Raw genomic sequence first — 18135 nt, 5'->3', positions numbered from 1 at the left:
GGTCGGCGTCTATAGCGGCCTGCAGGCGGCTTCCAGCCAGGCCCTCGCTTCGCCCTCCAATCGCGGGCTGAGCTTGGCCCAGACTTGCGCGTGATAGGCGTCGATCCAGGCGATCTCACCGGCATCGAGCAGCGAGCGCTCGATCAGCGCCCGTTCATAGGGGCACCAGGTGATGGTCTCGAAACCATAGATCGTGCGGTCGCCGCCGGGGATCTTCCGCTCCTCGACTACGATCAGGTTCTCGATGCGGATGCCGTACTCGCCCTGCTTGTAGTAGCCGGGTTCGTTGGAGAGGATCATGCCCGGCTCCAACGGCGTCGTGCCGAGCTTGGAGAGCCGCTGCGGCCCTTCATGCACCGAGAGATAGCTGCCGACGCCGTGGCCGGTGCCGTGATCGAAATCGAGACCGGCCTGCCAGAGCGGCAGGCGGGCCAGTGCGTCGAGCTGCGCGCCCGACGTTCCCTTGACGAAGACCACGCGCGAGATCGCCAGATGGCCCTTGAGCACGCGTGTATAGCGATCGCGCATCTCGGCGGTCGGGGTACCGACTGCAATGGTGCGGGTGATATCGGTGGTGCCGTCCTCGTACTGCGCTCCGGAATCGACCAGGAAGATGCCGGGTTCGAGCCGGCGATTGCTGGATTCCGTGACGCGATAATGGGGCAGGGCGGCGTTGGGGCCGGCGCCGGCGATGGTGGTGAAGGAGACGTCCTTGAGCAGGCCGGTTTTCAGGCGTTCGGATTCCAGTGCGGCGACCGCGTCGATCTCGGTGAGTTTGCCCTTCGGCGCCTCGCGCGCGAGCCATGACAGATAGCGCACCACGGCTGCGCCATCGCGCAGATGCGCGGCGCGGGTCCCGTTGAGCTCGGCTTCGTTCTTCCTTGCCTTCATCAATGCGATCGGGTCGGCGCCGGCATCGGGCGTGCCACCGGCATCGCGGATCAGGGTGGCGAGTGCGGAGGCGGCCGTCGCCTGATCGAGCCGGACCTTGGCCCTGGCCTTGCCTAGCGCCTCGAGTTGCCTTTCGAGTGCCGCCGGCGGGGCGATCTCACCGACCGCACCGATGGCGTCGCCCGCCTCGTTCGTGATCTTCTCGGGTGCAAGGAAGACGGTCGGGCGCCCCTCGCGCGGGACGATGCCATAGCCCAGCGGCAGGGGCGTGTGCTCGACGTCACCGCCGCGGATATTGAAGGTCCAGGCGAGGGCATGCGGGTCGGAAATGACCAATGCGTCCACCTTGGCCTTGGTCAGCGCTTCCTGGATGCGTGCAAGTTTGCTGGCGGTGGTCTCACCGGCATAGTCACCGCGATGGGCCTTGACCGCCGCGGCTGGAGGGGCCGGGCGATCGCTCCAGAGGGCGTCGATCGGGTTCCGCGAAACGGCGGTCAGTGTGCCGCCGGCAGCCGCGACCGCCTTCTCGAGCTTCGCGACGCCATCGACGGTGTGCAGCCAGGGATCGTAGCCCAGCCTCGCCCCTGCAGGCAGGTTCGTTTCGATCCAGCGTTCGAGCGGGGTCTCTTCCATCTTCACTGGCGCAACGACCTGCGTGTCGGTCTGCTCGGCCGATTGGATCGTGTAACGGCCGTCGACGATCAGGACTGCCTTGTCGGTCAGCACGACGGCATTGCCGGCCGAGCCGGTGAAGCCGGTGAGCCAGGCGAGCCGCGCCATATGGGCCGGAACATATTCACCCTGATGCTCGTCCGCGCGCGGCACGATGAACCCGTCCAGGCCTTGTGCAGCGAGCGCCTTGCGCAGGGCCGCGACGCGGGGCGCGACTTCGGCCGGATTGCTCGGTTCGGAAAAGGACTGGAAGCGGCAGGTCGGCAAATTGTGCGCGGGCGATTCGGTCATGGCGGGTCCAAACATGGCGATACCCGCCATCGTCGCGTCAGAACCGGCGGAAGGCCAGCGCAAATGCGACATCCTTGCCTGCTTTGTCGGCAGGCCCTCATAGCCGACGTTTTGGGCGTTTTGCCTCTTCGCTATGCGGTGGGCGTCAAATGTTAATGAAAATTTGGGGTACGCATGCGTCATGCGCATATCTCGCATCTGCGAAATCATCTTCTCGCAAGTGCGAAGAAGTACCACTTTGGTTGCATAAGAGAACGAGGAAGCGACCGGGACTGTCCTTCGTTTGGAATGAGGAGATGGACCTGTGACCTATGTATTGAATGCGACCGAAGCCCTGCCTGCCGCCAAAGCCATGAACACGGCGGGTCTGAGCTTCTGGCAGCGCCTCTATGTCGCAATGATCGAAAGCCGTCGCCGCTCCGCCATCCGTGAGCTGCGCGCGCGCTCCTACCTCGTCAACGAGGCGGAGATCGTGCTCGGCGGCTTTCCGCAAACGGCGCTGAAGAACGACGCCGCGCTTCCGTTCAACCGCTGATCTTTAGCGCCGCGCCCGAAGAGGCCGCCCGCGCTCCAAAAAGGACCAAGACCATGATCGCCATCGTCAAGCACGTCTTCGAATGGGTCGTCGATACGGCCAAGTTCACCGCCGCCGTCTGGCATGACGCTCGCGCCCTGCAGGCCGAGGCGGAACAGAAGTACGGCCACATCGCCTTCTGAGCCTGAGCTCGGAGCGACAACACCCTCTTTGGGTGGCTGGCCTAGTAGGGGCGGCGCGGTCTTGGGGCCGCGCCGCCCCTTTTCATGACGAGGGTGGCCCAACCCTCGCGCAGGGACTGGCGCGCCAGGAACAGGCCCTGGTGCCGGTAGGTCGAGACGATCCCGGCGACATCCATCGCCAGAAGCCCGGAGAGGATCAGGGTTCCGTCCCGCGCCAGCACGCGCGCGAGCGACGGGGCGAGACGCTTCAGCGGGCCGGCCAGAATATTGGCGAAGACCAGATCGAAATGGTCGGGCCGGTTTGCCTTGGCGTGGAGCAGGCCGGGCGCGACATAGAGATCGAGCGCCCCTGGCGCGTGGTTGACGCGAGCATTGCGCGCTGCGACTTCGACTGCGACGGCATCGATATCGCCGGCGACGACGCGGCGCTTCGTTTGCATCGCCAGTGCGAGCCCCAGAATCCCGGTGCCGGTGCCGACATCCAGGCCGCGCAGCGGGCGGCGCTTCTTGAGTTCGGCATCAAGCGCCAGCAGGCAGCCGGCGGTGGTGCCGTGATGGCCGGTGCCGAAGGCGAGCGCCGCCTCGATCTCGATCGCGACATCATTCACCCGCACCGTGCCGCGGTCATGCGCGCCATGGACGAGCACGCGCCCGGCCCGCACGGGCTTGAGCCCGTCGAGGCTGGTGGCGACCCAATCCTTCTGGTTGACGGTGGTGAAGGGGGTTGAATCGATGCTGTCGCCGACGATCGGGCGCAGCATGTCACGCACCGCGTCTTCATCGGGATGGGTCGCGAAATAAATCTCGACCTTCCACGGCGCGCTGAGCGAGAGCGTGGTGACGCCGTCCTCGATCTCAAAGGAGGAAATAGCCGTCTCGGTCGGATCGAAGATCTCGCCGAGCAGTTCCGTCAGCGCGCGCGCCTTGTCGCCGCTGGTTGAGAGTTCGAGCACGGTCGCGACCGTGGCTGGGAGAAGACCTTCACGCATGCGGGCGGGATAGCAGGGGCAGGGGCGGATGTCATGCGCCGTCGGCAGGGGCGGCGAGGTCCTTGGTCATGAAATAGCGGGTCGCTCCGGGCGGTTCGAGCGCGATCTCACCGAAGACGCTCCAGCCAAAGCGCTTGTAGAAGTCCGGCGCCTGGAAGCTGAGTGTGTAGAGCACCGCCTTGCGGCAACCTCGGCGAAAACCCTCGGCCTCTGCCATCTGCAGAATGCGGGTGCCGAGGCCCGACCCGCGCTGGGTCTTGGGCACATAGAACAGGTCGATGAACAGCAGGCCGAGCGAGGTGCGACCGAGCAGGCCGCCAATCAGTTCATCACTCCTGCTGTCCTTGATGGTGATCGTCAGTGGCCTGTGGTCGCTGACGCCGCCCATCTCGACATTGTAGTCCCGCAGGCCCTGCGAGATCACCGCGTGGAGATCGGGATTGGCGGTGTCGGTCAGATTGACCGCGACGTCGGGCATCGTGCTGATCCTGCTGGCTTGGAGCCGGCATTCCTGCGGAACCGGCCTGGGGCAATCCGGGCCTGCATAACCGCTTCGGCGATGCTCTGCATCGGCGCGCCGGACATGACGGCTGCGCTTGCTCAGCCCGCCTTCTGCACGAACGAGTCCAGCACCATCTTCCGGCCCGCCTTGTCGAAATCGACGGTCAGCTTGTTACCGTCGACGCTCGCGACGGAGCCCGGGCCGAACTTGATATGGAAGACACGGGCGCCGGCATCGAAAGCGGAGCTGCCGGTCGATTTCGCCGTCAACTCGCCCTCGATCAGCACCGGGCCGCGCTGGCGGCCCGAGCCCGAGCCACCCTGGCCGAAACCGCGGCCGCTGTTGTCCGAGAAGCCTGAGCCGCCGCCGTTCCGCGCACGATTCTCCTGAGCGCGCTGCCAGCCTGGTGTCTGGTATGAGGAGCCGAAGCTTTCCATGCGGTCGAAGCGCGAGGCGCCGTAGCCGCCCTGGCTATAGGTAGACGGCGCCTGCACGACCTCGACATGCTCCTCCGGCAACTCGTCGATGAAGCGGCTCGGCAGGCTCGATTGCCAGAGGCCGTGAATCCGACGGTTCGAGGCGAAGAGGAGCTTCAGGCGCTTGCGGGCCCGGGTCAGGCCGACATGGGCGAGGCGGCGCTCTTCTTCCAGCCCGGCGCGGCCGCTTTCGTCGAGCGCGCGCTGGTTCGGGAACAGGCCTTCCTCCCAGCCGGGCAGGAAGACAGTATCGAATTCGAGCCCCTTGGCCGCGTGCAGTGTCATGATGCTGACGCGCGCCCCGGCCTCGCCACCATCGGCATCCATCACCAGCGAGACGTGCTCAAGGAAGGCCGGCAGGTCTGGGAACTCGTCCAGAGAGCGCACCAGTTCCTTGAGGTTCTCGAGGCGGCCGGCGGCATCGGCCGAGCGATCCTTCTGCCACATCTCGGTATAGCCGGATTCCTCCAGCACCTGCTCGGCAAGCTCGCCCTGCTTCATGTGTTCGGCCTTGGTCGACCAGCGGGCAAAGGCCTCGACCAGTTCGCGCAGCGCGGTGCGGGCCTTCGGCTTCAGTTCCTCGGTCTCGACCACGGCACGGGCCGATTGCAGCAGCGACAGGCCGGTTGCCCGGGCGTGGTTGTGCAGAAGCTGGACCGTCGCGTCGCCCAGCCCGCGCTTCGGCACATTGACGATGCGCTCGAAGGCGAGATCATCGGTCTGGCTCACCACGCAGCGCAGATAGGCCATGGCGTCGCGGATTTCGGCCCGCTCATAGAAGCGTGGGCCGCCGATGACGCGATAGGGCACGCCGACATGGACGAAGCGCTCCTCGATCTCGCGCATCTGGGCGGAGATGCGGACGAGGATGGCGACCTCGGCAAGGTTTTCGCCCTTGCTCTGCATCGCCTCGATCTCGTCGCTGATCAGGCGGGCTTCCTCCTGGCTGTCCCAGGCGCCGGTGATCGTGACCTTCTCCCCGGCTTCGTCCTCGGTGCGCAATGTCTTGCCGAGCCGGCCTTCGTTGCGGGCAATCAGTTTTGAGGCGGTGGCGAGGATATGCCCGGTCGAGCGGTAGTTCCGTTCCAGCCTGACCACGACCGCGCCGGGAAAATCGTGCTCGAAGCGCAGGATGTTGTCGACCTCGGCGCCGCGCCAGCCATAGATCGACTGGTCGTCGTCGCCGACGCAGGCGATGTTGCGCCGGCCCTGCGCCAGCAGGCGCAGCCAGAGATACTGGGCGGTGTTGGTGTCCTGATATTCGTCGACCAGGATGTAGCGGAAGCGCTCATGATAGGTCGCGAGCACATCGGCATGCTCCCGGAACAGCGTCAGGCAGTGCAGCAGCAGATCGCCGAAATCGACTGCGTTCAGCGTCTTCAGCCGCTCCTGATAGGCGGCATAAAGGGCGCCGCCCTTGCCTCCGGCGAAGACGCCGGCTTCACCCGGCGGCACGTCCTTGGGGGCAAGCCCGCGGTTCTTCCAGCTGTCGATGAAGCCCGCCAGCATGCGGCCGGGCCAGCGCTTCTCGTCGATCCCGGCGGCCGTGATGACCTGCTTCATAAGGCGAATCTGGTCGTCGGTATCGAGAATGGTGAAGTCCGAGCGCAGATCGAGGAGCTCGGCATGGCGGCGCAGGATCTTGGCCGAGATCGAGTGGAAGGTGCCGAGCCAGGGCATGCCTTCGGCCACGGGGCCGACGAGGCTTGCGATGCGCTCCTTCATCTCGCGCGCTGCCTTGTTGGTGAAGGTCACCGAGAGGATCTGGGACGGATAGGCGCGGTTGGTGGCGATCAGATGGGCGATGCGCGTGGTCAGCACACGGGTCTTGCCGGTGCCGGCGCCTGCCAGGACCAGAACAGGGCCATCCGTGGCCTCGACCGCTTGCCGCTGCTCCGGGTTGAGGCCTGCCAGATAGCCTGCCGCCGGCTGTGCGGCGGCGCGGGCGGCGAGGCCGCCGGGGCGGGGCAGAGGGGCGGACGTGGTGTGATCGGACAAGGCTTCAGGTCGCTTTGATCGTGATTCGTTCCAGAGGCAATATAGGCTGTCGCGCCGCAGATTGCTGGATAAGGCTGTTGGGCGTTGAATGCTCGCCCGATCGTCAGGACGCGCCGCGATGAATGTGGATATCGCCTCCCGCCATTCCACCCATGAAGTGACGAACCAGGTTCCCATACTGTGCGATTACGACGCCTTCGCGGCTGATCCCGTGTTGCAGGCGGCGGCCACCGCCTTCGATGCAGGCTGGGCCTCGGAGCGCCTGCACGCGGCAGGGCGCATTGTCGGCTCGGCGCAGGTGCAGGACCTGGCGCGACTGGCGAACAGGTTCCCGCCCGAACTCAGGACGCATGACCGGTTCGGCAACCGCATCGACCAGATCGAGTTCCATCCGGCCTGGCACGAATTGATGGGGCTTGCGATCGAGCAGGAGACCCATTCGCTCGCATGGAACAGGCCGGGCCCGGGCGCACAGGTGGCGCGTGCTGCGCTCTCCTATCTCTGGAGTCAGGGCGAAAGCGGCATCTGCTGCCCGATCAGCATGACCTATGCCGCGATCCCGGTCCTGAGGCAGGAACCCGACCTCTGGAGCAAGTGGGGCGCCCTGGTCAGCTCCAACCGCTATGACCGCCGCCAGACGACCGCCTCCGCCAAGACAGGGGCGACCGTCGGCACGGCAATGACCGAGAAGCAGGGAGGCTCTGACCTGCGCCAGACCCAGACCATCGCCGAGGACAATGGCGACGGGACATGGTCCCTGACCGGGCACAAGTGGTTCTTCTCGGTGCCGCATTCCGACCTGTTCCTGACCTTGGCCCGAACCGCCGAGGGCATTTCCTGCTTCGTCGTGCCGGGCTGGCTGCCGGACGGCTCGCGCAACGGCGTGGCGATCCAGCGGCTCAAGGACAAATGCGGCAATCGCTCGAATGCCTCGTCCGAGGTCGAATTCCGCGGTGCGATCGGCCAGATGATCGGCGAGCCAGGCCGGGGCCTGCGCACCGGCCTGGCGATGAACCAGGGCTCCCGGCTGGACATTGCGGCGGCGTCGGCCGGGCAGATGCGGCTCGCCGTTTCGCTGGCGGCGCATCACGCGGCCCATCGGCGCGCCTTCCAGCGCGGGCTGATCGATCAGCCGATCATGCAGAACGTGCTGGCCGATCTTGCGATCGAGGCCGAGGCTGCAGCCTGGCTCGCCTTTCGGCTGTTTGCGGCGCTCGACCGTCAGGAAACGAGCGAGAGCGACCGGTTGCTGGCGCGGATCGGCGCGCCGATTGCGAAATACTGGGTCTCGAAGCGCGCGCCGGCGGTGGTGGTCGAGGCGCTGGAATGCCATGGCGGCAACGGCTTTATCGAGGAAAACCCCATGGCCCGGCTCTATCGGGAGGCGCCGCTCAACAGCGTCTGGGAGGGCTCGGGCAACGTCATTTGTCTCGATGTGCTGCGCTCGCTGGAGCGAGAGCCGGGCTCTCTCGTGGCGCTGATCGAGGAGATGCGACGCGCGGCCGGCGCCGACAATCGCTTTGATGCGCATTTGAGCGCGCTGGAGTCGGAGATACCCACTTTGGTGCGAAGCGAAGGACAGGCGCGGCGGCTGGTCGAGCGGCTGGCGCTGGCGCTGCAGGCCTCGTTGCTGCTGCGCCACGCACCTCACATGGTCGCAGACGCCTTCATCGCGACGCGGCTCGAGGGGCGCTGGTCGGGCCATTTCGGCGATCTGCCGGCGTCCGTGGATGCTGCCGCGCTGGCGCATCGGGCCGTCCCGGCGGTGGAATAGCACTCACGCGTTTGCGCGGCCGCCCTCCCGAAGGGGAGCGCGGCCGGCCGACTGGCTCAGGCCTCGGCCGGAGCGAAATCCATCGCCACGCCATTGATGCAGTAGCGCAGTCCGGTCGGTGGCGGGCCGTCAGGGAAGACATGGCCGAGATGGCCGCCGCAGCGGGCGCAATGCACCTCGGTGCGCTGCATCATGTAGCTATTGTCCTCGCTGATACCGACCGCACCCTCCAGTGGCTGGTCGAAGCTCGGCCAGCCCGTGCCGCTCTCGAATTTCTTGCCGGACTGGAACAAGGGGTTGCCGCAACCGGCGCAGGTGAACCGCCCGGCGCGCTTCTCGAAATTCAAGGCGCAGGAGCCGGCGCGCTCGGTGCCATGCCCGCGCAGCACGTGGTACTGCTCCGGGGTCAGGCGGCGGCGCCACTCCTCGTCGGTCAACTGGAATTCGAACTCACCGGCTTCCCTGACCTTGCCGCCGAACAGTCCGGACAGTCCCATCGTCATTCTCCCGTTCAAAGGTTTCGGGCGGAATATGGGGATGATTGCGCTCCACGTCAGCCCGCCCTCACGGATAGCTGATCCGCAAGGCGCGTCACCCAACCGTCACGCGACTCCTCTAGTCGGCTCGCCATCACAACGGACCGCGCGAGGAACGAAGAATGCAGACGGCGCGTACGGTTCGGCGGGAAACCACAATGGGCCTGACCACGGCGGTGCATCGCAGCAAGCCGCTGTCGCGGGCGGGGATGTTGGAGCGCCTGTTCACCCTGGCCTTTTCCGGGCTCGTCTATCCGCAGATCTGGGAAGACCCGGTCGTCGACATGGAGGCACTGGACCTGCGCCCCGATGATCATGTCGTGGCAATCGCGTCCGGCTCCTGCAACATCCTGTCCTATCTCACCGCCAACCCGGCGAAGATCAGCGCTGTCGATCTGAATGGCGCCCATATCGCGCTCGGCAAGCTCAAGCTCGCCGCACTCGACAGCCTGGCAGGCCATGAGCAGTTCCTGCGCTTTTTCGGCGAGGCGCAATCGCAGGCGAATATCGCGCTCTATGACGCCGAGATCGCGCCACGCCTCGATGCCGTCTCTCGCAGCTACTGGGAAGGCCGCAGCCTGAGCGGGCGCCGGCGCATCCAGGTCTTTGCCCGCAATTTCTACCGGTACGGCCTGCTCGGCCGTTTCATCGGGGCTGGACATCTCCTTGGCCGTACGCTCGGCTGCGATCCGCGCGTGATGCTGCAGGCTCGCGACATGGCCGAGCAGCGCGCCCTGTTCGACAGGCATATCGCTCCCGTCTTCGACAAGCCCCTGGTGCGTTGGCTGGTGCGCCAGCCGGCCTCGCTCTATGGGCTGGGCATCCCGCCGGCCCAGTACAAGGCCCTCGCGGCTGACGGCGACGCCGGGATACGCGGCGTGCTCCGGCGCCGGCTTGAAAGGCTGGCCTGCGGCTTCGACCTGAAGTCGAACTATTTTGCCCGGCAGGCCTTTGGACGGGGCTATGCGACGGACGAGAACGCATCCTTGCCGCCCTATCTTGAAAGCCGGAATTTCGCGGCCGTTCGAGAGCGGGCGGGCCACGTCGCCTATCACCAGAGCGCGATCACGGCCTTTCTCGAGAGCCAGCCTGCGAAGAGCTGCGATGCCTATGTGCTGCTCGATGCTCAGGACTGGATGAATGATGCGGATCTCACGGCGCTCTGGACGCAGATCACGCGCACGGCGCGACCCGGCGCCCGCGTAATCTTCCGGACGGCTGCCGATGAGCGGCTGCTGCCGGGCCGGGTGCCGGCCTCGATTCTCGCGCAATGGCGCTATGAGGAAGCACGCAGCCGCGAGCTTGGAGCGCGCGATCGCTCGTCGATCTATGGCGCCTTCCATCTCCATGTGCTGCAGGGGGCGGTGGCATGAGCGCTGGCCGCGCCACGACCGAGGCCGCCGGCCTGATGGACCGGATGTATCGCCACCAGCGCCATATCTATGACGCCAGCCGCAAATTCTATCTGCTTGGCCGGGACCGGCTCATCGCCGAGCTCGATCCTGCGCCGGGCAGCGCGATCCTGGAAATCGGCTGCGGCACAGGGCGCAACCTGATCAAGCTCGCCCGGACCTATCCGGGCACGCAGTGCTACGGTCTCGACGTCTCGGCCGAGATGCTCGCGACGGCGGAGAGAAGCGTGGCACGATCGGGGCTCTCGGAGCGCATCCATCTGGCACAGGCAGACGCGACCTGCTTCGACGCGGCGGCCCTGTTCGGGCGCGATGGATTTGATCGCATCGTCATCTCCTATGCGCTCTCGATGATTCCCCCCTGGCGGGGCGTGATCGCTCAGGCGCTGCGGACGCTGACGGCCACCGGTTCACTGCATATCGTCGATTTCGGCGACCAGACCGGCTTGCCTGCGTCGTTCAGGGCCATGCTGAATCGCTGGCTGACATTGTTTCACGTCACGCCAAGGCATGATCTGCCCGAGGCAATCGCCGAATTGTCGCGGATCGAGGGCGTCGAGAGCCGCACGACCCGGCTCCTTCGCGGCTACGCCATCCATGCCGTGGCAACGCGGCGGGCCGCCTGAGCAGCGGGTGCTGGACGCGCCATCCTTTGGCCTGTAACGCCATGGAATGGCCGAGGATACGACGTCTGTTCGCAGGGAAGGGCAGGTCGAAAGACTGCGGGACGGCCTGCGCCAGCTCTACCATGGCCGCTCTCCCGGGGCGATGCGCTTTCAGCTTGCGACAGCGGTCGTCGACCTGCTGATCATCGCCTTCTTCATCGCGACACCGCTGATCCGCGAACGGCCGCTCTTCTATTGGCTCGATTACTCCGTCGCCGTGATCATGGTCATCGAGATCGGCGCGCGAATGCTGGCCTCCTCGAAGATTCCGCGCTTGCTGCGCCGGCCGAGCATGCTGCTCGATCTCTTCATCCTGGCAACACTGCTCGCGCCGCAATGGCTGGAGAATTTCGGCTTCCTGCGCATCCTGCGGCTCTGGTCGCTGTCACAGCGTGGGCTGATCTGGGAACGGCTGCGCGCTGCGGGCTACCCCGAGTGGGAAAGCGCAGCACGGGCGGTGGTCAATATCGTGACCTTCCTGTTCGTGGTGACGGGCTTCATCTACACCTTCTTCTTTCGCGAGACGGCGGGCTTCGCGGGTTATGTCGACGCTTTCTATTTCACGGTCGCGACCGTGACGACGACGGGCTTCGGCGACATCACCTTGCCCGGCACCGCCGGCAAGCTGACCTCGATCGTGGTGATGATCGTCGGGATCTCGCTGTTCGTGCGTCTGGCGCAAGCGATCTTCCGGCCCAACAAGGTCACCTTTCCCTGCCCGCAATGCGCACTGCAGCGGCACGAGCCGGACGCCGTGCATTGCAAGGCCTGCGGGCATGTCCTGAAGATCCCCGATCACAACGACTGATCAGGAAATCTCCACACCCTTCCAGAAGGCGACGCGGTCCTTGATCTCGGCGGCAGCGGCCTTGGGCTCGGCATAATACCAGGCGGCGTCCCTGTTCTCAGCGCCTGCGACGACGATCGAATGGTAGTTGGCCGTGCCCTTCCACGGACAGATCGACGTCGTCTCGCTTGGTTTGAAGAATTCAGAGCGGATCGCGCTGCGTGGAAAGTAGTGGTTGCCTTCGACCACGACCGTGTTGTCGGATTTTGCCAGAACGGCGCCGTTCCAGGTTGCCTTGACCATCTCCGCCCCTTTCGGCCGTCGCTGATCGCCCAAGATGGGGCTGCGTCGGGCCCAGTGACAGGGGCAGGCAGCCTGCGCCGGCTCTGCCGCTCTCAGTGGCGCGTTTCGAGCTCGCGCTCGTCGTGCTGATCCTCGACCGTGATCGTCGTCTTCTTCGGCATGCCGATGATGCGCCCGATCGTGGCCGGCAGCGGCATGCGACAATGCGCCGCTTTCATCAGGGCGAGATTGGCCAGGATATCGGGCGGAAACGGCGAAACCTTGCGGGTCGCCATGTCGACATGCAGCGAGAGGTTTTCACTCGTCGCCGCGAGCCAGCCTTCGCTCGCATGCCGCATTTCGAGATAGTAGTGCAGGCGCTTTTCGTCGAAGGCGATCAGTTGTGCGGTGACCCGCACGAGGTCGTCCTCGGTCAATTCGCGCTTGTAGAGGATATGGCATTCGGCCGCGAAATAGGACGCGTTGCGCGTGTCGACATAGTCCTGGTTCAGGCCGACGAGCGAGAAGACCTCGTCGACGGCCCGATCGAACAGCACGTGATAATAGGCCATGTTGAGATGGCCGTTATAGTCGATCCAGGGCGTTTCGACCCGCATTGCGGACGATACGAAGGGGGAGAAGAACAGCGCCGGAGCGCGGATCTCGTCTTTCATGGCCGCCTCCCGCAGAGTTGTTGCGTGCGGCGGAACGGAACTCCACTGACACGCTACCATCGTCTTGAAGACGCCGCCGGACGAGCTATGCCCTGCCTGATGCACCGCCTCCCATGCGCCCGGCGATCTTGCCGCCGACGGCGACACGCAGGACAAACCCGCCTGCTATCGCTACGGTCTGCCTCGTCAGATTCAACCGCTTCCGAAGCCGACCAGTTCCAAGTTAAGCGCCAAGCCCGGAAAAAGACAATGAGCCTTTTTGCAACTGCTTCTTATGCCGCCTCTGCCGCAACCCTGCCGCCGTCGCCGGCTGCGATCGAGGCGGTGACGCGGGCGCTCGCCGCCCGATTCGGCAACAGGCTGGTGACGAGCCTGGCGGTACGGGAGCAGCACGGCCACACGCTGACCTGGATTCCGAACCAGCCGCCGGATGCGGTCGTCTATCCGCAGAGCACCGAAGAGGTGTCGGAGATCGTCAAGCTCTGTGCGAGCCACGGCGTCCCCGTGATCGCATTCGGCACGGGCACCTCGCTCGAAGGCCATGTCAACGCGCCGTTCGGTGGCGTCTGCGTCGATCTCAGCCAGATGAAGCGCATCATTGCCGTTCATGCCGAGGATCTCGATTGCGTCGTCGAAGCCGGCGTGACCCGCAAGGAACTCAACGAGCATCTGCGCGACCAGGGGCTGTTTTTCCCGATCGACCCCGGCGCGGATGCGTCCATCGGCGGCATGGCGGCGACACGCGCCTCGGGCACGAATGCGGTGCGCTACGGCACGATGAAGGACAATGTCCTTTCTCTGACCGCGGTGATGGCCGACGGCTCGGTCGTGAAGACGTCCAGCCGCGCGCGGAAGACCTCCGCCGGCTATGATCTGACCCGCCTGCTCGTCGGCTCGGAGGGCACGCTCGGGATTATCACCGAGGTCACGCTCAAGCTGCACGGCATCCCGGAGGCGATTTCGGCCGGCGTCTGCCCGTTTCCTTCGGTGAAGGCAGCCTGCGACGCGACCATCGTGACGATCCAGTCCGGTCTGCCGGTCGCGCGCATCGAACTGCTCGATGATGTGATGATCCGTGGCGTGAACCTGCATTCCAAGCTCGGCTTGCCGGAGACGACGATGCTCTTCGTCGAGTTCCACGGCACGGAGGCCGGCGTGAAGGAGCAGGCGGAGCGCTTCGGCGAGATTGCCGCCGATTTCGGCGGTGGACCGTTCGACTGGGCGACCAAGGCCGAGGACCGGTCGAAGCTTTGGCAGGCTCGCCACGACGCTTATTGGGCTGCTCGCGCCTTGCGGCCGGGCGTTGAATCGGTCGCGACCGATGTCTGCGTGCCGATCTCCCAGCTTGCCGAATGCGTCGAGGAAACCAAGCGTGACATCGAGGCCAGCGGTCTGATCGCCCCGATCGCCGGCCATGTCGGAGACGGCAATTTCCATACCCAGCCACTCGTCGACCTCGCCGATGAGGACGAGATGGAGCGCTGCCGCGGTTTCATCGACCGGCTGGTGAAGCGCGCCCTCGCCATGGGCGGCACCTGCACAGGCGAGCATGGCGTTGGTCAGAAGAAGATCAAGTATCTCGAGATCGAGCACGGCCCGGCGACACTGGATGTGATGCGCCTGCTCAAGCGCTCGCTCGACCCGCAGAACATCCTCAATCCAGGCAAAATCCTGGTCTTGTGACATCCAGACAGCTTGCGCGGCGGTATCGGGAACTGGAATGTCGTGATCTCGCCGCGAGTTGGCGGCAAGATCGCATAACCGCCGACAAGAGGGATGATGCTAAAAGGTGCGTGAGACCCTGACCGTTCTGGCCGGTCTCCTGGTGCTGGCATTGCTGGCCGCGTTGATCGGACCGGGCTTTGTCGATTGGCGACTGTATCGACCGCAGATCGAGGAGCGCCTCAGCGCTACGCTCGGCGCGGAGACGCGCGTTGCCGGCGGCATCGGCCTGAGATTGCTGCCGTCGCCGCGGCTGACCCTGGCCGATGTCCGCATCGGCGATCAAGGTGGACAGGCGAGCCACGCGACGATCGAGCATCTCACCGTCGAGCTTGCATTGACCGCGCTTGCGCGTGGTGAGTTCCGTTTCTCCGACGCTGATGTCGAAGGCGCGACGCTCTCGCTTGTTGCCAATGATGCAGGCGCGGTGCTGCTGCCGCATCCGATTGGTGCGGGCCTGCCTGTGCAGACCAGCCTCGACCATTTCAGCGTGCGCCGCTCGGCGCTAATCTGGCGGGAGGCGGGCAAGGACCCCGTCACAGTGTCGCCGATCGCTGCGGAACTCACCGCGGTCAGCCTTGCCGGCCCATGGCGCATGGAGGGCGAGGTCGGCGGCTCCTCGTTGCGCCTCGCGACAGGAACGATCGAGCCGGATGGTCGCCTGCGCGCCAAGGCCACCGTGACGGGGGAGGAGGGCCAGCTCAGCTTTGACGGCGCCTTCCTGTTGCCGACCGAGAAGGGCGGCGTCACACCAGGACTGGACGGTCTGTTCACGGCTGCGCCGGGTGGAGCCGTCAGCCTTTCGGGGCGGGTGAGCGGCGGCAGTCACCTGTTCGAGTTGAGCGGGCTTACGGTCGATCTTGCCGGCGGCGTTGCCCGGCTGGAGGGCGAGGGGCAGTTCCTGCCCATGCAAGGCACAGGCTCGGTTGCCTTGCGGGCGCGGCGCGTGGATGGCGACGCGCTGGCCACGGCACTTGGCGAACGCGTTGGCTTTGCGCGGGCCCTGCGCGGGCTTCCCGGCGCGCTCGATCTCAGCCTCGATCTCGATCAATTCGCGTGGCGCGGCGAGGATTTTTCGGCTGTCGCCCTGCGTGGGCGGCTGAACGAGGTCGGGTTGGCCAATGCATCGGCCTCGCTGCGCGTCGCAGGCGCCCTGGTCGGTGCAACGGGCGCAGTCGACGCCACAGGATTTCGTGGCAAGCTCAACCTCAAGGCGGATGACGCGCGCCGCGTCGGGCTGGCGCTGGCGCGGGCCGGGCTCGATCCAGCCCTCTCCGACCTGATTGCAGATCTGAGGCAGATCGATGCGGAAGCGGTTGGCGATTGGAGCTCGGAACAGCTGCGCTTCGAGCACCTGACCATCGCCGGGGCTTCCGGCGTCAGGCTGGACGGATCCGGAGAGATTGCCGCGGATCGGCTGGCGGCAAAGCTCGCGGTGCAGGGGCTCGATCTCAATACCCTGCCAGCGGGCGGGAGTTTCGCCGGGTTGATCGGGACGCGCGACCTGGCGCTCGACCTGTCGCTGAGCGGAGCCCGTTTTCGCAATGCGCCGCCCGGTTCCGCCCAGCTTGCTCTCGCACGCGAGGGCAGCAACTGGCGGCTCAGCCGGCTTGCCGTCGACGGGTTCGGCGGAGTTTCAGTCAACGGCGCCGGTGCGCTGCTGCCGGAAGGGGGCGAAATCTCCGGTCGCATTCGTGCGCCACGCTTCGAGGCGCTTGCAGCCCTTGCCGGGCCGCTTCTGCCGGAGGCGCTCCGTCAAGCGCTCGGGCGCGCCGGGGACGGGCTCTCACGGCTGGATTCAAGCTACCGCCTGACGCGCACGGTGGCCGGCGACACGGCCCTGCTGCTGGAAGGCGGCGCGCAAGCCGGAACGCTGGCCCTGAATGCGCGGTTGGACCGGAGCGGGACATGGACCGGAGCCAATCTGCGCTTTGATCTTGCCGATCGTCGACAGCTCTTCGCCGCTCTCGGCCTGCCGGTACCGATGCAGGGTGGACCTGGCAGGCTCGTTCTCGACCGTCAGCAAGGGCGCCTCAGTGGCTCGCTGGCGGGGCCTGGATTGTCGATCGTGGTCGACGGCGAGGCGGGCGCCGATGTGCCGCGACTGACCGTGCAAGCGGATCGTCCCGGCCAGATCCTGCCGGAGGGGCTCGCGCGCGCCCTGCCCGATGCGGTGCTGGACGCGCATGGCATGGTTCGCTTCGCCAGCGACCAGATCGCGCTTGATGGTCTTGTCGCCAATCTTGGCGGAAGCAGTGCACGGGGGACGCTGGCCTTGCCGAGAGAGGGGCCAATCTCCGGCAAGCTCGCGCTGCCATATGTTGATCTGAGGAGCGTGATCGGCTCGTCCCTGGGAACCGCGGCGGCATCTCCGGGCAGCAACTGGTCGGCGGTCCGTTTCGGCATGGCCTCGGGCCTTGGCGAGATCAGCCTGTCGGTCGAAGCCAAATCCCTGCTCTTCAGTGATGATATCGCCCTGAACGATGCGGCTTTCTCCCTGCATGCCAGCCCCGGCGAAATCCAGATCGAGGCGCTCTCGGGAAGCTATGCCGGTGGTAAGGTCTCCGGGCGGCTTACGGCACGGCGTGAAGGCGGGCTTGCGCAGCTTTCCGGCCGGATCGCGCTGGCGCAGCTCGATCTCGCGATGCTCACCGGCAACGCACTTGCCGGGAAGCTGTCAGGTCAAGTGGAGGGCGGTGGTTCCGGAGAGAGCCCCGCGCGGCTGGTTGCGGGGTTGGGGGGAGCCGGTAGTTTCACCATCGCAGGCGCGAGTCTCACCCGGTTCGATCCCGGTGGCTATGCCCGCGTCATTGCCGGGACCGGAGAGGATGCATCCGAGAGCGAGACCAGCCGTTTGCAGACCCGGCTGGCGGATGCTCTTGACCGCGGCTCATGGCTTTTGGGTGATATTACGCTGCCCTTCACGCTCGCCGGTGGCCTCGTGCGGCTCGCCCCGTTGACGATCGAGCGCGGGGATCTCCAGGCCGAGGCAAGTGGAGTGATCGACCTCAGGGCGCTGACCGCCGATCTGAGGCTGGGGCTGCGCCCACTCGGCCCGTTGCCCAAGGGCTGGCCGATGGCGGCGCCGGCACTTGGCGTGGCGTGGCGCGGGCCGCTATCGGGACTGCGGCGCGAGACCGATGTCGGAGCTTTCGCGAATGCCGTGGCGGCGCGAGCGCTGGCCCGCGAGATGGAGCGGGTCGAAGCCTTCGAGGCGGATGCACGCGAGCGCGCAATGCATGCGCGCCGCCTGCGCGCCGAGCGTGAGATGCGTGAGAACGAACGCAAGCTTGCAGACTTCCTGAAAGCGGAGGAAGAACGCCGCCTTGCCGAGGAGAAGCGCGCCGAAGACGAGCGCCGTGCCGCGGAAGCGCGCGCCCTGGAAGAAGCCAGGCGCGCCCAGGAGGCGCAACGTCTCGAGGAGCAGCGCCGGGTGGAAGAGGCCAGGCGAGCAGACGAGGCGCGGCGCAGAGCGGAGATCGAGGCGCGCGCTGCGGCAACGCGTGCAGCTCAACCTCAGCATCCTGGCGGCCCGCTGATCCTGCCTGGCGCACCCCGCGAGAATTTTCCCGAGCAGATTTTGCGACCGGTGACACCGGCTCCATCGCTGGGACCGCCCCTGCAGATAGAGCCCGTGCCGCGTCCGCTCTCGCGGACTCCGTAGCCGGACTGACCGACGAGCTTCACGCCGTGATTCCAGTATTTTCCGGTTTGAAGCGGCGTGTCCATCAGCCTCGAAACTGAGCG

The 18135-nt window shown here is 66.1% G+C and carries 15 protein-coding genes; 8 read left to right on the top strand and 7 right to left on the bottom strand.

Features of this window, described 5'->3' with window-relative positions; genetic code table 11:
* Window positions 1-9: 9 nt before the first annotated feature.
* Window positions 10-1854 carry an aminopeptidase P family protein gene (locus AC1DIO_RS02185; protein ID WP_441505343.1) on the bottom strand — a complete coding sequence of 615 codons (1845 nt, stop codon included), beginning with the start codon at window positions 1852-1854 and terminating at the stop codon, window positions 10-12.
* Between the two features lie 304 nt (window positions 1855-2158).
* Here AC1DIO_RS02185 and AC1DIO_RS02180 point away from each other — a divergent pair, with 304 nt between their 5' ends.
* Window positions 2159-2389: a hypothetical protein gene (locus tag AC1DIO_RS02180; protein ID WP_441489296.1), complete on the top strand. Its 231-nt coding sequence runs from the start codon at window positions 2159-2161 to the stop codon at window positions 2387-2389.
* A 53-nt stretch (window positions 2390-2442) separates the two neighbouring features.
* Window positions 2443-2571 carry a hypothetical protein gene (locus AC1DIO_RS02175; protein ID WP_441476779.1) on the top strand — a complete coding sequence of 43 codons (129 nt, stop codon included), beginning with the start codon at window positions 2443-2445 and terminating at the stop codon, window positions 2569-2571.
* A gap of 41 nt (window positions 2572-2612) precedes the next feature.
* On the opposite strand, the gene AC1DIO_RS02170 is transcribed toward AC1DIO_RS02175, so the two are convergent.
* The 3 genes from AC1DIO_RS02170 to AC1DIO_RS02160 all read right to left on the bottom strand — a co-directional run bounded on the left by AC1DIO_RS02170 (window position 2613) and on the right by AC1DIO_RS02160 (window position 6536).
* Complete coding sequence (locus tag AC1DIO_RS02170; RefSeq protein ID WP_441505344.1) at window positions 2613-3560, bottom strand: 50S ribosomal protein L11 methyltransferase; 948 nt, start codon at window positions 3558-3560, stop codon at window positions 2613-2615.
* 31 nt (window positions 3561-3591) lie between these two features.
* Complete coding sequence (locus AC1DIO_RS02165) at window positions 3592-4038, bottom strand: GNAT family N-acetyltransferase (RefSeq protein WP_441505345.1); 447 nt, start codon at window positions 4036-4038, stop codon at window positions 3592-3594.
* A 122-nt stretch (window positions 4039-4160) separates the two neighbouring features.
* Entirely contained in the window at window positions 4161-6536 is a 2376-nt protein-coding gene (locus tag AC1DIO_RS02160) for an ATP-dependent helicase (protein ID WP_441505346.1), read from the bottom strand.
* A gap of 118 nt (window positions 6537-6654) precedes the next feature.
* Between AC1DIO_RS02160 and AC1DIO_RS02155 the strand changes: the two genes are divergently transcribed.
* Window positions 6655-8310 carry an acyl-CoA dehydrogenase family protein gene (locus AC1DIO_RS02155; RefSeq protein WP_441505347.1) on the top strand — a complete coding sequence of 552 codons (1656 nt, stop codon included), beginning with the start codon at window positions 6655-6657 and terminating at the stop codon, window positions 8308-8310.
* Window positions 8311-8366: 56 nt separating this feature from the next.
* Here AC1DIO_RS02155 and msrB read toward each other — a convergent pair whose 3' ends face one another.
* A complete protein-coding gene (gene msrB, locus AC1DIO_RS02150; protein WP_441489291.1) occupies window positions 8367-8807 on the bottom strand; it encodes a peptide-methionine (R)-S-oxide reductase MsrB in 441 nt (146 codons plus the stop codon).
* A gap of 161 nt (window positions 8808-8968) precedes the next feature.
* On the opposite strand from msrB, the gene AC1DIO_RS02145 reads away from it, so the two are divergent.
* From AC1DIO_RS02145 to AC1DIO_RS02135, 3 genes are read left to right on the top strand one after another with little or no spacing between them, the layout of a single operon-like run.
* On the top strand, window positions 8969-10219 hold the full coding sequence (locus AC1DIO_RS02145; RefSeq protein ID WP_441489290.1) for a BtaA family protein: 1251 nt from the start codon (window positions 8969-8971) through the stop codon (window positions 10217-10219).
* Window positions 10216-10884 (top strand): class I SAM-dependent methyltransferase, encoded by a 669-nt coding sequence (locus AC1DIO_RS02140; RefSeq protein WP_441505348.1) that lies wholly within the window; start codon window positions 10216-10218, stop codon window positions 10882-10884. Before AC1DIO_RS02145 ends, AC1DIO_RS02140 begins: the two co-directional genes overlap by 4 nt.
* Before the next feature lie 46 nt (window positions 10885-10930).
* A complete protein-coding gene (locus tag AC1DIO_RS02135; RefSeq protein ID WP_441489288.1) occupies window positions 10931-11731 on the top strand; it encodes a potassium channel family protein in 801 nt (266 codons plus the stop codon).
* On the opposite strand, the gene AC1DIO_RS02130 is transcribed toward AC1DIO_RS02135, so the two are convergent.
* Entirely contained in the window at window positions 11732-12013 is a 282-nt protein-coding gene (locus tag AC1DIO_RS02130) for a DUF427 domain-containing protein (protein ID WP_441505349.1), read from the bottom strand.
* A gap of 92 nt (window positions 12014-12105) precedes the next feature.
* Entirely contained in the window at window positions 12106-12666 is a 561-nt protein-coding gene (locus AC1DIO_RS02125; RefSeq protein WP_441489286.1) for a thioesterase family protein, read from the bottom strand.
* 249 nt (window positions 12667-12915) lie between these two features.
* Here AC1DIO_RS02125 and AC1DIO_RS02120 point away from each other — a divergent pair, with 249 nt between their 5' ends.
* Window positions 12916-14349 (top strand): FAD-binding oxidoreductase, encoded by a 1434-nt coding sequence (locus AC1DIO_RS02120; RefSeq protein WP_441505350.1) that lies wholly within the window; start codon window positions 12916-12918, stop codon window positions 14347-14349.
* 106 nt (window positions 14350-14455) lie between these two features.
* Window positions 14456-18052 (top strand): AsmA family protein, encoded by a 3597-nt coding sequence (locus AC1DIO_RS02115; RefSeq protein ID WP_441505351.1) that lies wholly within the window; start codon window positions 14456-14458, stop codon window positions 18050-18052.
* Window positions 18053-18135 lie beyond the last annotated feature (83 nt).

Source organism: Allobosea sp. 05T439, from assembly GCF_056396005.1.
Note: the sequence above shows the minus strand (reverse complement) of the source record. Positions and strands in the feature narration are given on the sequence as shown.

Coding starts and splice junctions, on each gene's coding strand:
- AC1DIO_RS02185 (WP_441505343.1), bottom strand. CDS start 1,854: ATGACCGAATCGCCCGCGCACAATTTGCCGACCTGCCGCTTCCAGTCC.
- AC1DIO_RS02175 (WP_441476779.1), top strand. CDS start 2,443: ATGATCGCCATCGTCAAGCACGTCTTCGAATGGGTCGTCGATACGGCC.
- AC1DIO_RS02170 (WP_441505344.1), bottom strand. CDS start 3,560: ATGCGTGAAGGTCTTCTCCCAGCCACGGTCGCGACCGTGCTCGAACTC.
- AC1DIO_RS02165 (WP_441505345.1), bottom strand. CDS start 4,038: ATGCCCGACGTCGCGGTCAATCTGACCGACACCGCCAATCCCGATCTC.
- AC1DIO_RS02155 (WP_441505347.1), top strand. CDS start 6,655: ATGAATGTGGATATCGCCTCCCGCCATTCCACCCATGAAGTGACGAAC.
- msrB (WP_441489291.1), bottom strand. CDS start 8,807: ATGGGACTGTCCGGACTGTTCGGCGGCAAGGTCAGGGAAGCCGGTGAG.
- AC1DIO_RS02145 (WP_441489290.1), top strand. CDS start 8,969: ATGCAGACGGCGCGTACGGTTCGGCGGGAAACCACAATGGGCCTGACC.
- AC1DIO_RS02140 (WP_441505348.1), top strand. CDS start 10,216: ATGAGCGCTGGCCGCGCCACGACCGAGGCCGCCGGCCTGATGGACCGG.
- AC1DIO_RS02135 (WP_441489288.1), top strand. CDS start 10,931: ATGGCCGAGGATACGACGTCTGTTCGCAGGGAAGGGCAGGTCGAAAGA.
- AC1DIO_RS02130 (WP_441505349.1), bottom strand. CDS start 12,013: ATGGTCAAGGCAACCTGGAACGGCGCCGTTCTGGCAAAATCCGACAAC.
- AC1DIO_RS02125 (WP_441489286.1), bottom strand. CDS start 12,666: ATGAAAGACGAGATCCGCGCTCCGGCGCTGTTCTTCTCCCCCTTCGTA.
- AC1DIO_RS02120 (WP_441505350.1), top strand. CDS start 12,916: ATGAGCCTTTTTGCAACTGCTTCTTATGCCGCCTCTGCCGCAACCCTG.